The sequence below is a fragment of the Flavobacterium lotistagni genome (assembly GCF_011392125.1).
Classification (GTDB): domain Bacteria; phylum Bacteroidota; class Bacteroidia; order Flavobacteriales; family Flavobacteriaceae; genus Flavobacterium; species Flavobacterium lotistagni.
In genome coordinates this window covers 54377-71180 of sequence record NZ_JAAJBU010000006.1, presented here as the reverse complement: position 1 = coordinate 71180, position 16804 = coordinate 54377, and the positions used below count along the sequence as shown (strand labels likewise).

Genomic DNA, 16804 nt, shown 5'->3' with positions numbered 1-16804 from the left:
TTGCGCAATAATTTCGGGTGAATTTTCCCTTTGACTCGATGCTCCGCAACTGCCAATCAAGAATATAGTTAGCAAAAGAAATAAGTACAGGCGCATGATCTTTAAAATGACTTTCAAAGATAGAGAATTAAGTAATCGAAAGTCAGTCGTTAAAAGAAAATTACTTCATTGTTCTCTGTTCAAAAGCAGTATTTTTACACTCGAAATATTTCAAAATGGACTTACTCAAAAAAATCAACTCCAAAGCTAAAGCCGAACTTAACAGCGGTTTCGGAACCAATGCCGGTAGTTATGGCGGGCGTTTTGTCAACAAAGATGGAACAGCCAACATCTACAAACGCGGACTTCCACTGCTCGATAGGATCAGCTGGTACCATACTATGCTGGCCATGCCACGTTGGAAGTTTCTCGGGGTTTTGTTCGGGTTTTATACAGCTGTGAATTTTCTTTTTGCATGCATTTATTACCTCATTGGGGTTCAGTATCTCGACGGCATCAGCACTAACGGCTCGGAGTGGGTTAAATTTGGGAAGGCGTATTTTTTCAGTGCGCAAACTTTTACTACAGTAGGTTATGGTCACATCAGTCCGAATGGTTTTTTAACCAGTGCTTTGGCTGCTACTGAAGCACTCATTGGGTTGCTCAGTTTTGCCATTGCCACAGGTTTGTTTTTTGGAAGATTCAGCAAGCCAACGGCATTTCTGAAATTTTCGCATCACGCTTTGATATCGCCTTACAAAAGCGGCAAAGCATTAATGTTACGCATGGCACCGTACAAAAACACCAATTTTACCGATGCTGAAGCCAAGGTTACGCTAGGAATGATTCTCGAGGAAAACGGTCAGAAGGTCAACAAGTTTTATACACTCGATCTGGAAATGTCTAAGGTCAATTCGCTTACTTTAAGCTGGACGCTGGTGCATCCGATTACTGAAAATAGTCCGCTATTTGGTTTTCTTCAAAGCGATTTTAAATCCATTGATGGCGAGATTTTAGTGTTTGTGAAAACTTTCGACGATATGTTTAGCACGACCGTTGCCGCCAATACTTCGTACACTTTTGATGAAGTGGTCTATGGTGCGAAGTTCGAAATGATGTATTCCGACAGCGAAGACGATACCCGAACAGTACTGCATTTAGACAAACTCGATTCGTTCTATGCAGTTGCTGTAGATTGAGTTGCAGAATATTTATATAAAAAAAAGCCTCCGTTTCGGGAAGCTTTCTGATTTTATTTCAGCAAAAATTCTGTTTTCACATTGACTTTGTTGGAGACCTTTTTTTTGACCACCGACGGAATTTCTATATCATAATCTGAGGCATTCACAGTGAAGTTGGAAATAATCTCTAAACCGTTTTCGGTCTTGCGGATTTTAGCCTTGGTAATTAAGTCGTTGGTCTTCCCGTGTAATTCTAGCTTGCCTTTGAGTGTATATTCTTTGGCAGTTGTGGTCACTGAATTGATGTCGAAGTTTTCAATTTTTCCTTTAAATGTCGATTTCGGATAGGTATCGCTATTGAGGTAATTTTCGTTGAAATGTTCTTCCATCAAAGCGAGTTTGAATTTGAAACCTTTGATGAGCGCAAGGCTGGCAATGTCACCGGTTTTAGTATTTAGAACACAAGTGACGCCTTCATTCTTAGCCTTCACTTCTTCAAAAGCCGGAACCGAAGCTTCAAAAGTAATCTTTCCGGTTTTAGTGAGCATTTTATCTTGGGCAAAACCCGCGTTGGCCAAAATCAATAAGGCCATTAGTAATATCTTTTTCATTGCTGTTTGTTTAGTTTTTTTGGTTTAAGGCTGGAAATCTTGGTCTCTCCATTTGATGATGGTAGCGATAATGTTTTCTGGTAATCGAGTGCCGCCGCTTGGCATCATTCCTTCTGTGCCTTGTGCTCTGGAAATTCGGTCAATTAAGCCTCTTGATTGTATGGCTTGTTTTACTTTATCATAATCCGTAAGTGGCATCGGAGCTCCGTTAACAGGCGGTTCAGCATGACAGCCAAGACAATTGGATTGAATAATAGGTTTGATGTCTGCCTCATAAGAGATGTTTTCAGGAACTTCGCCTTGTAAGTCATCAGGGCTATTAGAACTACAACTGAGAGATAAAAAGCCGGTTAAGGCGATTAAAGATAATTTCAATTTCATATGTTTTTTATTTCAAAAATAGAAAATTAAACCTAGTAATAATTATGTTTGTATTTAAAAAAAAAATGAAATGAAAAAAATTCTGTTAATTATTATCGTATTTATTATTGCGATTGCCGGTGGATTGTATTTCTACATGTACCAAAACCATCGTGACATTGGTGCGGAAGAGGCCAGTTTTTCGCTGACCGTAAAAAGTCTGGAAGCCGAGTTTGCAGCTAATGACGCTCAAGCCAATCAAAAGTACCTTGACAAAACTATTGAAGTCAAGGGCAAAATCTCTAGTTTCGATGCTGTAGAAAAAGCCATAGTGCTCGATGAGAAAATGTTTGCCACCTATGCAACTCAGCCAGTTAAAGCACCAGTTGTCGGGCAAGAAGTCAAAATCAAAGGGCGTTTTATCGGTTATGATGATTTGCTCGGTGAATTCAAGATGGACCAGATTACCTTAATCGAATAGATGATTATCCTTCACTCAACCTCGGAATTTTTTCCAAAAACCAAACTAACAAACAAATATTGCAAGATGAAAAAACTATTATCTCTGGCCCTTTTGCTGCCAATGGCTGCTCTCGCGCAGGAAGATTTACTCGCCGGAATGGACAGCGTTCCTAAAAATCAACCTGTAGAATCTGCTTTTAAAGCGCTCAAAATCGTCAATCTGGAATCTACTAAACTGGCTGCTAAAGGTGATTTCTATTTTGTGGTAGCACACCGTTTCAGTTCCATCAAAGACGGATTTGAAGGAGCTTACGGATTAGATGGTGCTATCACACAGCTTAAATTTCTTTATGGTGTGACGCCTTGGCTTACGGTGAGTGCGGCTAGAAGTGAACCAGCTTACGATTTTTCGGTCAAGTATAAATTGATGGAGCAAAAAAAGGATGGATTTCCAGTGGCGATTGTTGGTTTCAACAGCCTAGGTTTCAATAATATTTTAAAGGAAAGTAACTATCCGGAAATGAAATTCAACGACCGAATGATTTATGTTTCGCAGTTGTTGGTTTCCCGAAAGTTTAATGATAAGCTTTCGCTAGAATTGGCGCCGACATTTTTCCATGAGAACTTTGTTGACAATGACGATCAAGACAATTCGCAATATGCTGTGGGCGTAGGTGGGCGTTATAAATTATCACGTCGTTTGTCACTCAACATCGATTATGCTGCTCATCTGAATCGTACTAGTTCTTCAATATACAAAGATCCGTTATCTGTTGGGGTTGATCTCGAAACTGGTGGGCACGTTTTTCAAATGCATTTCAGCAATTCTCAAGGTATTCACGAAGCCGGATTCTTAGGCAATACCACTGGCGAATGGGACAAAGGCCAGATTTTCTTTGGATTTAATTTGTTGCGTGTTTTTTAAGCCACAAGATTTATAAAACAAAAAAGCCTGTCGTTAATGACAGGCTTTTTTATGAGTTGTTATTGAATTATTTTTTCAAGAATTTTTGCGAATAAGTGTTGCCTTGTGCATCTTTCAAGAGTAATAAATAACTGCCAGTAGCCAATGATTTAACATCGATAGTTTCGTTAGTCATATTACTACTTGAGATAAATCTTCCGCTGAGGTCATAAATTCCGGCTTGGTTGATGATTGTTGAAGCGTCGTTGAGTTTAACGTGAATCACCTCATTAGCAGGGTTTGGATATACTGTGAATGCTCCGTTTTTGGCTTGACTTACCGCTAACAGAGAAGAACCTTCCACCACTAGTAAGTTCTGATCGCTCGAAGGATTCAAAATCGTATCGACAGTTCCCGATGGCCATCTAATGATTACTTTCTCAATAGCTGTTTCAGCACCAATTCCGAAATGAGGGTTGATACTGCTCATGTTTTGAAAACCAGTTCCGCTTTGAACATCACGGATTTGTTTTCCCCAAGCACCATAAAGTTCTACTCTGGCTCCGATTCCATTTCGGTTACTTTGTACGCCTTCAAGATTAAGTTTGATCCAGTGGTTGTCATTTCCGTCGTTGAACAAAACATTATTTCCGCTTTGAATGTCAATAAATCCATCGTTGTTCAAATCGCCCATTGGTCGGTCAACGGTTGACAATGGATAAGCATTGGGGTTGGGCGTAAAGTGGAAATCGCCATCGCCAAACATGATAAGACCGCCCGCAGCCAATACATCTAGAAAGCCGTCATTATCGAAATCTTCCGCAACGTATTCTCTACCGGTATAGTTGAAAGTATCGAAACCTGAACCTGCCGTAACACTGGTAAAAGTACCGTCACCGTTGTTTCTTTTCACGTTGGTGTTTCCGTTAGACATTGAATTGACACCTACAATTACATCCATCCAACCATCATTGTTAAAATCTCCAACCGCAGAAGACCAAGTTTGCTCTGGATCGGCCATATTCGCTGTTGGAGCAATATTGGTATAAGTACCATCGCCATTGTTTTGGAACAATTGATTAATATTACCACCTACACCAGAACCGCCTTGACCACACTTTGAAAGGTGCATATCGATTTTTCCGTCGTTGTTAAAATCTGACCAAAGTGAGGCATAGTTTCCACCGCTGGCAAAGTCACCAATACCGCCTTGAATATGATTCAGGTTGGTGCCGTCATTCATATAATAGCGATTCGGTGCATTGTCATCACAGGCAAAAGCATCTAATTTTCCGTCGTTGTTAATGTCTACGAAGTTGGTTCTTTGTACCAAATAAGATTGGTTTTTACGGTCAGTGCTGTAGGCTGTTCCATTTGCATTGGCTTTCAAAAATGTCACGCCACTTCCTGAACCATAAATTAAATCATTGTAACCGTTATTGTCAAAATCTCCAGCGGCAATACTCCAAGATGGCAATACTACTGTGTTAGTGAGCGGGAAATCAGTATTAGTGAAAGTTCCGTCTGGTTGTTGGTAAGCAATTACCAATAAATTATTACTTACCGCTGAGACGATATCATCGCGATAATCTCCATTCATGTCAGCAATGCAGTTGTTGTATGTTCCAGCGATTCCGCTTACAGGAGTTACAGTAAATGACAAACGATCCTCGGCCGGTGGAGGTGCTACGGTCAGGCTAAAATCAAAAGTAGCTTGACTGAATCGATTATCGAATGCAATAATATACTTAGTGCCTGTTGTAATTGGAAACGTAAGAAAAGAAGAATTGGTACCGTTGTAATCGTCATTTGATCCTACACAAGTCAGTGCACCGCATTCTCCTGAATATACAATGACTCGAGTATCAGCGTTGTTGTTTTGAGGTAAAAGCGTACTGACTGTGACGGTATTGTTTTCGGTAGCCGTAAAGGTGTACCATTTTCCTTTGGTAGCGGGATTGTTGTTTGGGTTTGTCAAACCACAAAGTTGGGTCGGGGCTTCACCAGCTTCATTGGTAAACGCTGGAGCAGTAGTAGTAGAGCCTAAAGCAACAGTTATAGCACTGTCGCAATGCTCTTGCGCCATGGCAAAAGTGAAGCTGAAAATAGCAACAAAAAGGGGTAATTTTTTTTTCATTAGAGTTTTTGTTAAGGGTATTTAAGGTAAGGTTAATGCTTAATCACAGTTTTGGGTCAAGGATGAAATCCATTGTTCTAGGAGCTCAACCCCTTCTTGGTGTACTATAGTTCGTCCAATTAATGGCATTCTTTCGCTTTCATCATTGGTGTTCATTCGATAATGCATTACTGATTTATCATAATTGCCAGGATTGACAAGTTTTTCTAGTGACGGGCTAAGTACTTCATCTGCAGTTACACAAATACCAATGTTTGTAGGATTAGTGGTTTCACTGAAAGCCAATCGCAAAGCTCTATAATCACAACGGGCATTGTCTTGATGACAGTGTGCACAATTCATATCGAGATAGGAACGAAGTCTTAAATCTAGAGGTTTAGTCGTATCGTGGTAATCAACAGTCGAAACGATATTGGCAGGATAGCTGTTCAAATAGCCTTGTTGTTTGAGATAAAGCAACTGATTCTTATTGCCTCTAGGATAAGCGAAGTCGATGTTAAGGTTCTGTGGTTTTGGAGCAATTGGTGTGGCCACTTCATTTTTCTTGTGACAAGCAAAACACTCAGCATCTGAAGGAATACGGTAATCAGTAGTTACAATTTCGTTGTTGGGCTTTCTGAAAGTAATTGGAATACTACTTCCATTGGCAAAATCTTCTCCGACAACTAAATCGGCATCAGTTTGTGCATCGTTCCATAAATACTCATAAAATTTCCAGCCATCAGCCTTAAGCACCATGAGACGGGTTTCAATAATTTTTGTGGTATTTCCTGGTTGAATGGTGTTGTAATAAAAGTTTTTTATTAAAATAGTGCCTACCGGAAAATCTAGAATTTTATTGTCTGCAACATAATTGGCTTTGACGCCTTCAGGCATCCAAATAAATCTTTTTTTGAGGGCATAGTCAGTAAAAAGTGTACTAGCTGGAGAGTAGGGAATGACTTTGTATCCCGGATTCATGTTTTTCATCGGACCTATAAAAAAATGATAGTCTGATAGCTTGGCATAAGGTACTTGCGATAAATCAATTTTCAGAGGACCACTTATAGATTGGCTAGTACGATTCTCTGAGTTGATATCCAAGTAATCTTCGTCATTGTCCGAACATGAATAAAAAACCATTGCTGAAGCAGCGACGAGTAAAACGATGAGGTAAAGTTTTTTCATAATTTTTTCAAAAAAGCATACCAAAAGTAATAAAATTTATCAAACTCACAATACAATCATAAACTATTGATTCACATCTGTAAGGGTTCTAAATAAGAATAAAAAAACACCGGTTTGACATACTAAATGCCTCACCGGTGCTTATTATTTTTAGAAAGAACTTAAGTTATTCTCTCACGAATTTTTGGGTGAACGATTTTCCGTTTTGGTTTTTCAATACCAACAAATAAGTGCCACTTTGCAAAGTGGATACATCTAATGTCATTGCATCCAAAGGTTTATTCATTACAACTCTACCCGCTAAGTCAAATACTTGAGCCGTTTTGAAGGTGTTGGTTGATGAATTATTTACGCTAATGTTTAACAATGCTCTAGTTGGGTTTGGCGAGATGTTGAACTCAGCAAACGTATTTGCATTCACCGCTAGTGTAGAACCTTCTGTTACACGGAAAGCTTCGTTAATAGTTGGGTTTTCAAAAGTATCTACAATTCCTGAAGGCCATCTGACCACCAAAGTTTCAATTGCAGTTGCTTCACCTAAACCGAAATGTGCATTCAAAGAGCTCATAAATTCAAAACCTTCACCACTGCGAATGTCACGAATTTGCTTTCCGAAGCTGCCATAAATTTCAATTCTAGCACCGATTCCGTTGGTGTTGCTTTGTGTTCCCTGAAGTCTTACTTTGAACCAGTTGTTTTGGTTCGGAACGGCATAACGAATAGTGTTGTTGTTTAAGATATCAAGGAATCCATCTTCATTCAAATCTCCTATGGCTCCTATCGAAAGACCAGGGTATGTTGTAGGCGAGAAAACATTACCTCCTTGGTTGAAGAAAATTTTCCCACTTGGGCCTAGAATGTCCACCAATCCGTTGTTGTCGAAATCATAAGCAACATAATCACGGTTAACAACTGTTTCTGTTTCCAAACCGGAGCCAGCAGAAATATCTGTGAACGCTTCTTCAACATCATTAGAGGTGTCAAGGTTGTTTCTGAAGAATTTGTTTCGAACACTTCCATTCGATCCGATTACAATATCCATATCACCGTCATTATCAAAATCTGCAACTGCAGAAGACCAAGACTGAACAGGTTGTACATTGATTCCAGCAGTAGCCGAAATATCAGTAAATACGCCATCGCCATCATTTCTATGTAATTCACATGGAGGTCCAGAACATTTTGAAATGAACATATCGCGGTCGCCATCATTATCATAATCGGTCCATATTGACGCATAGTTTCCACCAGAAGGAGTAATACCTAACATGTAAGCGCCAGGTGTTGTGCCAGATTGATAATAAGTCCAGTTGCCTGCGCCATCATTCAAATAATAAACGTTCGGATCAACGTCATGGCAAGAGAAAGCGTCCAAATTTCCATCGTTATTGATATCGATGAAATTGGTTCTTTGACAGAAAATATATTGCCCTGGGGTTTTACTGATGTAGCCTGTTCCCAAACCATTAGACTCCCAGAAAGTCAAGCCACTTCCTGAACCTAATAACAAATCATTGTAGCCGTCTCTGTTGTAATCACCGGCGGCTAAGCTCCATGAAGGTTGAAAACCTGTTGAGGGTAAAGTAAAATTGGTAATGGTAAAAGTGCCGTCAGGTTGTTGGTAATGTACTTTTAAATTGCCAGTGCTTACTCCGGCAATATCATCAATACTGTCATTGTTCATATCGACCACACAAATATTGTAGGTGTTATTGATGGTAGCTACAGTTTGTGAAGTATAATTTACCGGAACGATGATTGGCGTCTCGGTTAAAGTGAAATCAAAACCGTCTGCACTGTGTTTATTGTCCCAGGCGATATAATAAGTAGTTCCTCCGGTTACGTTGAAACTTTTCTTAGACAATAAAGAATCGGTGTTTCCAGAATTACAGGCAATTTCACCCGAGTCATCATCACTCACCAAGCAAGTTAAAGCAGTGCAGGCTCCGGTATATACACTGAAATTAGTGTCTTGACAGATGTTGGCTGGTAAATCTGAACTCACTGTCAATACTAAGTTTTGCGCAGGAGTGTATGCATACCATTTGGCTAAAGTAGCGTTAGAGCATGCTGTGATTAAGTTGTCTTCATCGATGGCATTAACTGACGTAGTACCGGCAGTAATAGGTGTTGCTGAATTACATGGATTGGGTACAAAAACGTTTTCAGATAACTGAAAAGTAAAACCGGCTGATGACCAGCGATTATCGAAAGCAATATAATAAGAAGTTCCGGCGATGACATCAAAAGTACTTGTTGATGAGTTTCCGGTTCCGTTATCATCATCACCAGCATGGCAAACCAAATTAGAGCAATCGCCTCTGTATACATGGAAACGCGTATCTACTAATGGTGTGTTTGCCGTGATATCAGTGGTAACTGTCACAGAGTGATTTTCTGTAGGGGTGTAGATGTACCATTCTCCGGCAGGTGGACGAGTAATTGGTACAGCTCCAAATGCGGTACAAATAGGATTCGGCACTTCCGATCCATTAATACCCGTAACCACATAAAATCCGGCGGTAATCGGAACGGCTGTGGCACAAGTGTCCTGAGCTTTGGCCAGTGGCGCAAAAATCAGTAACAATAACATTAAAATAATTTTTTTCATAATTGGGTAATTGATTATAGTTTAGTAATTGATTAATTCAAATTTAAGGACAATCTTGTAACGAATTGATCCATTGTCCGATGAGTGCAACCCCTTCTTGATGAATCATGGTTCTTCCATGTAACGGCATTCTGAATGTTTCGTTGGTGGTATTGATGCGATAATATAACATGGAACGATCGGTGCTTCCTGGGTTGACAATTGTACCCAAATCTTCGGGAAAACCTTGCATGTCTTCAGTATTGACACAAACACCTAAATTGGTTCGGCCAGCGCCATTAGGCAAACCCGTGTCTGAAAAAGCAAAACGCATCGGACGATAATCGCAATGTCTGCCTTCTGAATGGCAATGCGAACAATTAATATCAACATACGACCTCACGCGCAATTCGAGTGGTTTAGAACTGTCATTGTAGTCTATGATGGTGTTTTCAGGAGTTGGAAGAGAAAAATTATTTTGCAAATAACCTTGCTGAATCCACATGTTTAATTGGTTTCTTACTGTATTACCGTAATTATAATTGAAATTGAGGTTTTGTGGTTTGATGCCAATCGGGATGTAGGTGGTCACTTCCACATCATTTACCAATTCTTTTCTTTTGTGACAAATGGCGCATTGGGCCTCAGAAGGAATTCGGTAGTTGGTTTCTTTGACTAGGTTGTTTTCATCCATCCAAGAAATTGGTGTGAAACTGCCTTCCATGTCATAGTAGGCTTCAGTTTGTTCGGCGTTCCAAACATATTCCGCAAAAATCCAACCTGAAGCTTTACGAATCATCAAGCGGGTTTCAATGATGCGGGTTGTGTTGTTGGGAAGCACGCGGTCGTAGTAGAAATTTTTGATTAGCACAGCACCAACAGGCAATTCTAGAGTTTTGTTGTCACCGTTGTAAGTAGCTTTAGTTCCTCTGGGCATCCAGACAAATCTTTTTTTGTGTGCATAATCGCTAAATAAAACACTAGCAGGTTCATAAGGCAACACTTTGTAGTTAGGCTTTAAATTTTTGAGCGGCCCGATAAAAAAATGATAGTCAGATAGTTTCGGGAAAGGCACTGCACTCAAATCAAAACGAACAGGAGCTACCACTGCAGTACTTTGTTTACTAGCGTCACTTACATCAACATAGGAATCATCCTCATTCATCGTACATGAAATCACGAGAAGAGTGAACATCAAAACACCAATAAGACCAGCGTAAAATTGTTTCATATGTTTAAAAAAGCGACCCAAAAATAAAAAAAATATCAATTAAAATAGCAATTACTTCAACAACTGATAGTTAAAATAATAATTCGTTGTTTTATTCGGATTTTTAAAAAGTGACGATGGCCAATAAATTCAATAACTGTAGGCCTTAACGCTCTTGGGTCACTAATTACTATTGAAGAGAACTCAAAACGGATTTACCCTACTTTTAAAGAAATTACATCATAAAATTTTGAACTTTAAGAAGTGGGTTCGTTCTGTTCTGCTTCAGCCCTGCGCAATACAGCTTCTGGTAATGTTTTTTTGGCTTTGGCCCCCATTTTTTTGAGTTTTTCTACGCTGACGATTAAATTGCCATTTCCGGTAGAAAGTTTTTTCATTGATTCTTCGTAGGCTTTTTTTCCTTCATCCATTTTTTTTCCCACCAAAATCAGATCAGTTACAAAACCCTCAAATTTATCATACAAAGCACCGGCTTGTCGGGCAATTTCGTAGGCATTCTCTTGTTGTTTCTGGTTGGTCCACATACTGTCGATGGTGCGCAAAGTAGCCAGTAAAGTCGAAGGTGTGACAATCACAATATTTTTCTCGAATGCTTTGTTATAGAGGGTTGTTTCCTCATTCAAAGCCATAGCAAAAGCAGGTTCGATCGGAATAAACAACAGTACAAAATCTGGACTTTCGATTTGGTAAAGATCATGGTAGTTTTTCTCGCCGAGTTGCTCTACATGGCGCTTGATCGAGTTCACGTGTTCTTTTAAGTAGACGTTTCGGAGGGCTTCGTCTTCTTCGTTGGCAAATTTTTCATAGGCAGTCAACGATACCTTTGAATCGACAATCATTTTCTTCCCGTCGGGCAAATGAATCACCACATCAGGAAATACGCGCTGGCCGTCTTCAGTCAAATGGGCTTGCTGCACAAAATACTCGCGGTCTTTTTCCAAACCCGATTTTTCCAACACGCGCTCCAGAATGAGTTCGCCCCAATTGCCTTGCATTTTGCTGTCGCCTTTGAGTGCTTTGGTGAGGTTAATCGTTTCGCGGCTCATCTGTTCGTTCATTTCACGTAAACCCAATATTTGCTGGCGAAGCGCGGCGTGATAGTCGATACTTTCCTTGTGTGTATCTTCGACTTTTTTCTCGAATAACTGAATTTTATCTTGTAGTGGAGAGAGAATGTTTTTAAGGTTTTCTTTGTTTTGCTCGGTGAATTTGTTGGTCTTTTCTTCAAGGATTTTGTTGGCCAGATTTTCAAATTCCTTGGTAAATTTTTCTTGCAATTTCTCGATTTCTTGCTGTTGTTCGATATGGCGTTGGCGAAGGTATTCCAAATCTGCTTCTTTCTTGGTGTATTGCAAGGCAAGGCTGTCTTTCTCGGTGCGAATATTTTCCTTTTCGTATTGCGATTTTACCAATTGGTCTTTCAAATTTTCGAGTTGCGAATTCAAGGCGATACGTTTCTCTTCAAGGCTAATTTTGTCTGCCTTGGATTGAGCGGCGAGGAGCAATTTTCCGATGAAAATACCGATGGCTAAAGCAATGCAGAAAGCAAGTAAAGTAATTATTGTGGCGTTCATTTTTGATGGATTTTTTGTAGCAAGTAAATGTAATCAATAATTGCAAAATCGACGCGCCGCGCATAAAAATTACCCAATTCAAAAGTGATTGCCTTATCTTTGGTGCGCGAGAAAATTTGCGATTACAAATTACTTTTAGAAGCTGACAATTACTTTTTTCCATTGAACCACCGCCATTTTATCATTTACAAACCCTACGGATATTTGAGCCAATTCAAGTACGAACTCAAGCGCAACAAGAAATTGCTTGGCGAATTTTTCGATTTTCCGCAAAGCACCATGGCTATTGGTAGACTGGATGAAGATTCCGAAGGCTTGCTGCTTTTAACCACCGATGGCAAAGTCAGCGATCAAATTTGTAGCCGTCATTACGAGAGAGAATATTACGTGCAAGTGGATGGTCTCATCGATCAAACAGCAATTGAAAAAATAAAAAGCGGTGTCGAGATTGGTCTGGAAGGCACCAAATACTTTACCCAACCTTGCGAGGCTTTCATTCTGCCTGCCATTCCCATTTTGCCTGCCCGAGCCAAAAAAATCCGAGACGAACGCCACGGCCCGACTTCTTGGGCTTCGATTACGGTTCGAGAAGGCAAGTTTCGGCAAGTTCGGAAAATGACTGCGGCGGTTGGTTTTCCAACACTTCGACTCGTTCGTGTGCGAATCGGTAATGTTCATTTGGGAACACTTTCGCCCGGTGAAGTTGTTGAAGTCAATGCATTCCATGTTTAACCCTAAATCAAACTCAACATGCTCAATATTGTACTGGTAGAACCCGAAATTCCTAACAACACAGGGAATATTGGCCGTCTTTGCGTAGGCACCGAAAGCCGTTTGCATCTCATTCATCCTTTTGGCTTTCAAATCACCGACAAAAATCTCAAACGTTCCGGATTAGATTATTGGGTGCATCTGGACTGGAAAGAATACCAAAACTTCGAAGAATGGGCTTCGCAAATTGCCGATCCGTCAAGGGTTTTCCTGATGAGTTCGCATGCGAGTAAATCGTATTTAGAGAATGAATTCCGAGATGGCGATTGGCTGGTTTTCGGCAAAGAAAGTGTCGGTTTGTCTGCTGAAGTGTTAGCGCGCTTTGAGAACCATCTCAAAATACCGATTTCACCCTTAGTGCGCAGTTACAATCTCGCGAATGCTTGTGCCTTTATTATCGGTGAAGCCAAAAGGCAAATTTCAAAGTCTCGATAGGAAATTAGTCAGGTTGTTTGGAGCCATTTTGCCTGTGTTTTCTGAAAAGCCAGTTGTACATTGAACGAATACGCTTAGGATCAGGAAATTATCATTTTAAGAAGTTGGCTTCAAAAATTAGCCGTGAACGCAAGCAATTTTTAGAGGTTGCGAAAAATAAATTTGCCTTTTTGCGCGTCGAATGAAACATTTTCATCGTTAAAAATCGTATCGAAAATGCCGTTAGATATAAGTTCGCGGGCAGCACCTTGTATGATTTTTTGACCGTTCATTACAATTAATTCATCACTGAGTTGCAGTGCTAATTCGATATCGTGCGTAGAGAATAAAACACATTTCTGCATTGACGCGGCGAGTTTTTTTAGTAACCGAAATAGCGAAACTTTGTGCTTTAAATCGAGATGCGTTGTGGGTTCATCTAGAATAATGAGTTCGGTGTCTTGGGCCAAAGCACGAGCGATTAGAGCGATTTGTAGTTGGCCGTCTGAGATTTCGTAATGCCTTTTCTGCAATAGGTTTTCGAGTTGTGTCAAGGCGATGGCATGGTCGATTTTATTTTTATCTGTAGCCGATAATTTTCCGATCCAATTTGTGTATGGTTGTCTACCTAAGGCTATAAGTTCGTATACGGTAAGGTTACTCGGAGGCAATTTTTCGGTCAGTACTAAACTCAACTCTTGTGCTAATTCTATCGGTTTGAAGTTTTGTAATGGTTTTCCAGATAAAGAAATGGCTCCTGAAAGCGGCGGTTGGATTTGGGTTAAGGTTCGAAGCAATGTCGATTTTCCGACTCCATTGGCACCGATAAGCGCCGTGAGTTCACCTTTTTTTAAAGTAATGTTGATTCCCGAAGCGATACAGTTTTCACTTTTGGAAGTCATGTAGCCAATGCTCAGATTTTCGGTTTTTAGAACAACATTTTCCATCAGCCCATCATTTTCTTTTTACGCAGCAGCAGCCAAACCACCATCGGCGCACCAATCATCGAAGTCACGGCGTTAATTGGTAAGGTAATATCGCCACCGGGCACTTGTGAAATTACATCACAAAGCAACATCATACTGGCTCCCAAAAGCAAAGTACTCCAAAATAAAACGGCGTGGTTGCTGGTCTGAAAAATCAATTTGGCCATGTGTGGAACTGCCAATCCAACAAAGGCAATTGGGCCGGCAAAAGCGGTGATGCTTCCAGCTAGTATGCTCGTCGCCAAAATGATTAGCAGTCGTGCTCTCTTAAAATTCATTCCTAAACTTCTGGCGTAATTTTCCCCCAAAAGCAACGTGTCTAAGTTCTTAATACTAAAAATACTGAGCAACAAACCTATCAATACGGCAATAGTTAAAATTAAGATAGCACTCCAAGACAAATTGCCCAAGTTGCCCAAAGACCAAAAGGTGAATTTCTGTAATTGTTCGGCGGTGCTAAAGTAGGTCAGTACGCTAACGAAAGCATTAGTAAAACTGCCAAACATGAGCCCAGCAACGAGAATGACTGTGGTGTCGCGCAATCGCTGAGAAATGAGTAAAATGGATAACAGTACCAGTGAACTTCCGAGACACGATGCTACAATAATTCCGAAGGATGACACTAAAAAATCGCTCCACATCATAGGCAAAAATCCAGCGCCTAAAATAACTAAAGCCACACCTAAACTCGATCCAGAGCTCAAACCCAACACATAAGGCCCAGCCAACGGATTGCGAAATAAAGTCTGCATCAACAAACCGCTGATAGAAAGTCCGGAGCCCACTAAAATCGCAGTAATTGCTTTGGGCAGACGATAATTCACGATGATGTATTCCCAAGTGTTTTTACTTGCGCTGCTGCCTGTGAGACTGCTAATAATATCGGCCAAAGGAATGCTGACGGTTCCCAAACTAATGTCTAATAAAAACAAAAAAACCACCATCAAGATTAGTAGCAAATACAAGGTGCTATATTTGAGTTGGCGCTGCATTATTGTAATTGGTCAAAGAAATAAAATTGATAATCCGGTAGCAGTTCGGGATGCGTAATTTTGAGTATATCTTTCAATACCAAATCAGGTCGGTTTGGTGCCAATTCATAGAAAATCAGTCCACCTTTTTTGCCTTTTTTGGTGCTGTAGGAATACACTTTTTTGTTCTGAAAAGCCTTGAACTGGTTGTAGTGCGGATTGGCTTGCAACATTTCTTTCAACGATACAAATTGCCCAGGCCCAATCCAGATGTCGGCATTTTGGGCTTTTTCCAATACCGTTTCAAAAGACAAAGACAAGCTTCCGGTACCATTGGTTTCGGCCCATAAATATTTCGAGTGGGCTTCTTTGAGGAAATAGCAGCCCCAACTGTTGCCTTGCGGTAAATACCATTGGTTTTCGTAGATGGCTCCGGCCATAATAGTGGGTTCAGTCGTGGCTTTGGCGGCCAGTTTCGCTGTGTTTTGGTAATCGGTTGCAATTTTTGAAAACAGTGCTCCGGCTTTGTCTTGCAGGTTGTAAAGTGCGCCAAAAAACTTGATCCATTCGGCTTTTCCGAGCGGGGTTTCTTCGTTCCAATCACCGTTGAGTACTACTTTCAAACCGCTTTTCTGAAGATTGTCTAAAGTCGGATTATTGTTGTCGATACCAAAACCAATAATGACATCTGGAGCGCTGTCAATTAGTACTTCAGTGTTGAGGTTCTGATTGCTGCCGAGTTCTTTGACTTTTCCCGCTTCAATTCTGGAACGTACTTTTTCTGAAGAAACGTAATCTAAGTTCGGAAATCCAATCAAAGTCGATTCGACGCCCAACATTTCCAAAGACGGAATGTGTGTGGTAGAAGTCACCACAATTTTCTGAACCGGAATTTGAATCAATGGAAACTGCTTTAAGTCATCGGGAATGACCGCATTCTTTTTGCCCAGAACATAAGTATATTGCTTGCTGGCGTTCGGCCATGGGTTGATTATTTTCAAAATCGAATAACCGTCGTAGTTGAGAATCGAAAAACCTTTGGCGTATTTTACTTGATTGGTGCTTTGGTTCTTGGTAGAATTTTCCTGTTGGCTCTTCTGCCCGCAACCACTTTGAAGCAAAATCAACAATAGCAGCGGAATATAGACGATGGGTGTTTTCATAAACAAAGGAAAGGCTTGCAAAGGTATACCGATTCGGTTTTAAAATTCAAATTTTATTTTTAAATACCAATCTTAAAGTTATCTTTGCCACGAATTAAGGTTGTGATTGGATTAATTTCAATTGCATTAAAAGGGAATCAGGTGCAACGCCTGAGCTGTTCCCGCAACTGTAAGCTAATCAGCTTGTTGTTAACTACAAAGCCACTGTCATGAATTGATGGGAAGGTAAACAACAAGACGCAAGCCAGGAGACCTGCCTTTTTTCAGAACGAATATCGAATCTTCGGGAAAAAGATTCAGAAA

At 40.3% G+C, this 16804-nt stretch carries 15 protein-coding genes and 1 riboswitch; of the genes, 5 read left to right on the top strand and 10 right to left on the bottom strand.

The annotated features are described in order from the left end of the window. Positions 1 to 215 precede the first annotated feature (215 nt). Positions 216 to 1178, top strand: coding sequence for an ion channel (locus G4D82_RS08575; protein ID WP_166336641.1), 963 nt, complete (start codon positions 216 to 218; stop codon positions 1176 to 1178). A 53-nt stretch (positions 1179 to 1231) separates the two neighbouring features. On the opposite strand, the gene G4D82_RS08570 is transcribed toward G4D82_RS08575, so the two are convergent. Beyond that, positions 1232 to 1771, bottom strand: a complete 540-nt coding sequence (locus tag G4D82_RS08570; RefSeq protein WP_166336639.1) for a YceI family protein — start codon at positions 1769 to 1771, stop codon at positions 1232 to 1234. A gap of 24 nt (positions 1772 to 1795) precedes the next feature. Then, positions 1796 to 2152 (bottom strand): cytochrome c family protein, encoded by a 357-nt coding sequence (locus G4D82_RS08565; RefSeq protein ID WP_166336637.1) that lies wholly within the window; start codon positions 2150 to 2152, stop codon positions 1796 to 1798. Between the two features lie 70 nt (positions 2153 to 2222). On the opposite strand from G4D82_RS08565, the gene G4D82_RS08560 reads away from it, so the two are divergent. Together G4D82_RS08560 and G4D82_RS08555 are read left to right on the top strand one after the other, a co-directional pair. Beyond that, positions 2223 to 2612: an OB-fold protein gene (locus G4D82_RS08560; RefSeq protein WP_166336635.1), complete on the top strand. Its 390-nt coding sequence runs from the start codon at positions 2223 to 2225 to the stop codon at positions 2610 to 2612. A gap of 66 nt (positions 2613 to 2678) precedes the next feature. Next, on the top strand, positions 2679 to 3518 hold the full coding sequence (locus tag G4D82_RS08555) for a DUF5777 family beta-barrel protein (protein WP_166336633.1): 840 nt from the start codon (positions 2679 to 2681) through the stop codon (positions 3516 to 3518). Between the two features lie 67 nt (positions 3519 to 3585). Here G4D82_RS08555 and G4D82_RS08550 read toward each other — a convergent pair whose 3' ends face one another. The 5 genes from G4D82_RS08550 to rmuC all read right to left on the bottom strand — a co-directional run bounded on the left by G4D82_RS08550 (position 3586) and on the right by rmuC (position 12196). Further along, positions 3586 to 5634 carry an FG-GAP-like repeat-containing protein gene (locus G4D82_RS08550; RefSeq protein WP_166336631.1) on the bottom strand — a complete coding sequence of 683 codons (2049 nt, stop codon included), beginning with the start codon at positions 5632 to 5634 and terminating at the stop codon, positions 3586 to 3588. Positions 5635 to 5673: 39 nt separating this feature from the next. Further along, positions 5674 to 6801, bottom strand: coding sequence for a hypothetical protein (locus tag G4D82_RS08545; RefSeq protein WP_166336629.1), 1128 nt, complete (start codon positions 6799 to 6801; stop codon positions 5674 to 5676). 166 nt (positions 6802 to 6967) lie between these two features. Beyond that, the gene (locus tag G4D82_RS08540; protein ID WP_235924323.1) at positions 6968 to 9412 is read right to left on the bottom strand and encodes an FG-GAP-like repeat-containing protein; all 2445 of its coding nucleotides are present in this window, start codon (positions 9410 to 9412) and stop codon (positions 6968 to 6970) included. Positions 9413 to 9455: 43 nt separating this feature from the next. Then, positions 9456 to 10622, bottom strand: a complete 1167-nt coding sequence (locus G4D82_RS08535) for a hypothetical protein (RefSeq protein ID WP_166336627.1) — start codon at positions 10620 to 10622, stop codon at positions 9456 to 9458. A gap of 236 nt (positions 10623 to 10858) precedes the next feature. Next, a complete protein-coding gene (gene rmuC, locus G4D82_RS08530; protein WP_166336625.1) occupies positions 10859 to 12196 on the bottom strand; it encodes a DNA recombination protein RmuC in 1338 nt (445 codons plus the stop codon). Between the two features lie 162 nt (positions 12197 to 12358). Between rmuC and G4D82_RS08525 the strand changes: the two genes are divergently transcribed. Beyond that, complete coding sequence (locus G4D82_RS08525; RefSeq protein WP_166336786.1) at positions 12359 to 12928, top strand: pseudouridine synthase; 570 nt, start codon at positions 12359 to 12361, stop codon at positions 12926 to 12928. 18 nt (positions 12929 to 12946) lie between these two features. Continuing rightward, positions 12947 to 13402, top strand: a complete 456-nt coding sequence (locus tag G4D82_RS08520) for a tRNA (cytidine(34)-2'-O)-methyltransferase (protein WP_166336623.1) — start codon at positions 12947 to 12949, stop codon at positions 13400 to 13402. A 140-nt stretch (positions 13403 to 13542) separates the two neighbouring features. Here G4D82_RS08520 and G4D82_RS08515 read toward each other — a convergent pair whose 3' ends face one another. The 3 genes from G4D82_RS08515 to G4D82_RS08505 are packed head-to-tail and all read right to left on the bottom strand — an operon-like array spanning position 13543 to position 16501. Next, on the bottom strand, positions 13543 to 14328 hold the full coding sequence (locus G4D82_RS08515) for an ABC transporter ATP-binding protein (RefSeq protein ID WP_166336621.1): 786 nt from the start codon (positions 14326 to 14328) through the stop codon (positions 13543 to 13545). After that, the gene (locus G4D82_RS08510; RefSeq protein WP_166336619.1) at positions 14328 to 15359 is read right to left on the bottom strand and encodes an iron ABC transporter permease; all 1032 of its coding nucleotides are present in this window, start codon (positions 15357 to 15359) and stop codon (positions 14328 to 14330) included. Before G4D82_RS08510 ends, G4D82_RS08515 begins: the two co-directional genes overlap by 1 nt. Beyond that, on the bottom strand, positions 15359 to 16501 hold the full coding sequence (locus tag G4D82_RS08505) for an ABC transporter substrate-binding protein (RefSeq protein WP_166336617.1): 1143 nt from the start codon (positions 16499 to 16501) through the stop codon (positions 15359 to 15361). Before G4D82_RS08505 ends, G4D82_RS08510 begins: the two co-directional genes overlap by 1 nt. 80 nt (positions 16502 to 16581) lie before the next feature. Next, positions 16582 to 16776: riboswitch (cobalamin riboswitch) on the top strand. The last annotated feature ends 28 nt before the right edge of the window (positions 16777 to 16804 follow it).

What these genes read in the sequence shown, in the direction of transcription:
- G4D82_RS08575 (WP_166336641.1), top strand. Translation starts at nt 216, where the DNA reads ATGGACTTACTCAAAAAAATCAACTCCAAAGCTAAAGCCGAACTTAAC.
- G4D82_RS08570 (WP_166336639.1), bottom strand. Translation starts at nt 1,771, where the DNA reads ATGAAAAAGATATTACTAATGGCCTTATTGATTTTGGCCAACGCGGGT.
- G4D82_RS08565 (WP_166336637.1), bottom strand. Translation starts at nt 2,152, where the DNA reads ATGAAATTGAAATTATCTTTAATCGCCTTAACCGGCTTTTTATCTCTC.
- G4D82_RS08560 (WP_166336635.1), top strand. Translation starts at nt 2,223, where the DNA reads ATGAAAAAAATTCTGTTAATTATTATCGTATTTATTATTGCGATTGCC.
- G4D82_RS08555 (WP_166336633.1), top strand. Translation starts at nt 2,679, where the DNA reads ATGAAAAAACTATTATCTCTGGCCCTTTTGCTGCCAATGGCTGCTCTC.
- G4D82_RS08550 (WP_166336631.1), bottom strand. Translation starts at nt 5,634, where the DNA reads ATGAAAAAAAAATTACCCCTTTTTGTTGCTATTTTCAGCTTCACTTTT.
- G4D82_RS08545 (WP_166336629.1), bottom strand. Translation starts at nt 6,801, where the DNA reads ATGAAAAAACTTTACCTCATCGTTTTACTCGTCGCTGCTTCAGCAATG.
- G4D82_RS08540 (WP_235924323.1), bottom strand. Translation starts at nt 9,412, where the DNA reads ATGAAAAAAATTATTTTAATGTTATTGTTACTGATTTTTGCGCCACTG.
- G4D82_RS08535 (WP_166336627.1), bottom strand. Translation starts at nt 10,622, where the DNA reads ATGAAACAATTTTACGCTGGTCTTATTGGTGTTTTGATGTTCACTCTT.
- rmuC (WP_166336625.1), bottom strand. Translation starts at nt 12,196, where the DNA reads ATGAACGCCACAATAATTACTTTACTTGCTTTCTGCATTGCTTTAGCC.
- G4D82_RS08520 (WP_166336623.1), top strand. Translation starts at nt 12,947, where the DNA reads ATGCTCAATATTGTACTGGTAGAACCCGAAATTCCTAACAACACAGGG.
- G4D82_RS08515 (WP_166336621.1), bottom strand. Translation starts at nt 14,328, where the DNA reads ATGGAAAATGTTGTTCTAAAAACCGAAAATCTGAGCATTGGCTACATG.
- G4D82_RS08510 (WP_166336619.1), bottom strand. Translation starts at nt 15,359, where the DNA reads ATGCAGCGCCAACTCAAATATAGCACCTTGTATTTGCTACTAATCTTG.
- G4D82_RS08505 (WP_166336617.1), bottom strand. Translation starts at nt 16,501, where the DNA reads ATGAAAACACCCATCGTCTATATTCCGCTGCTATTGTTGATTTTGCTT.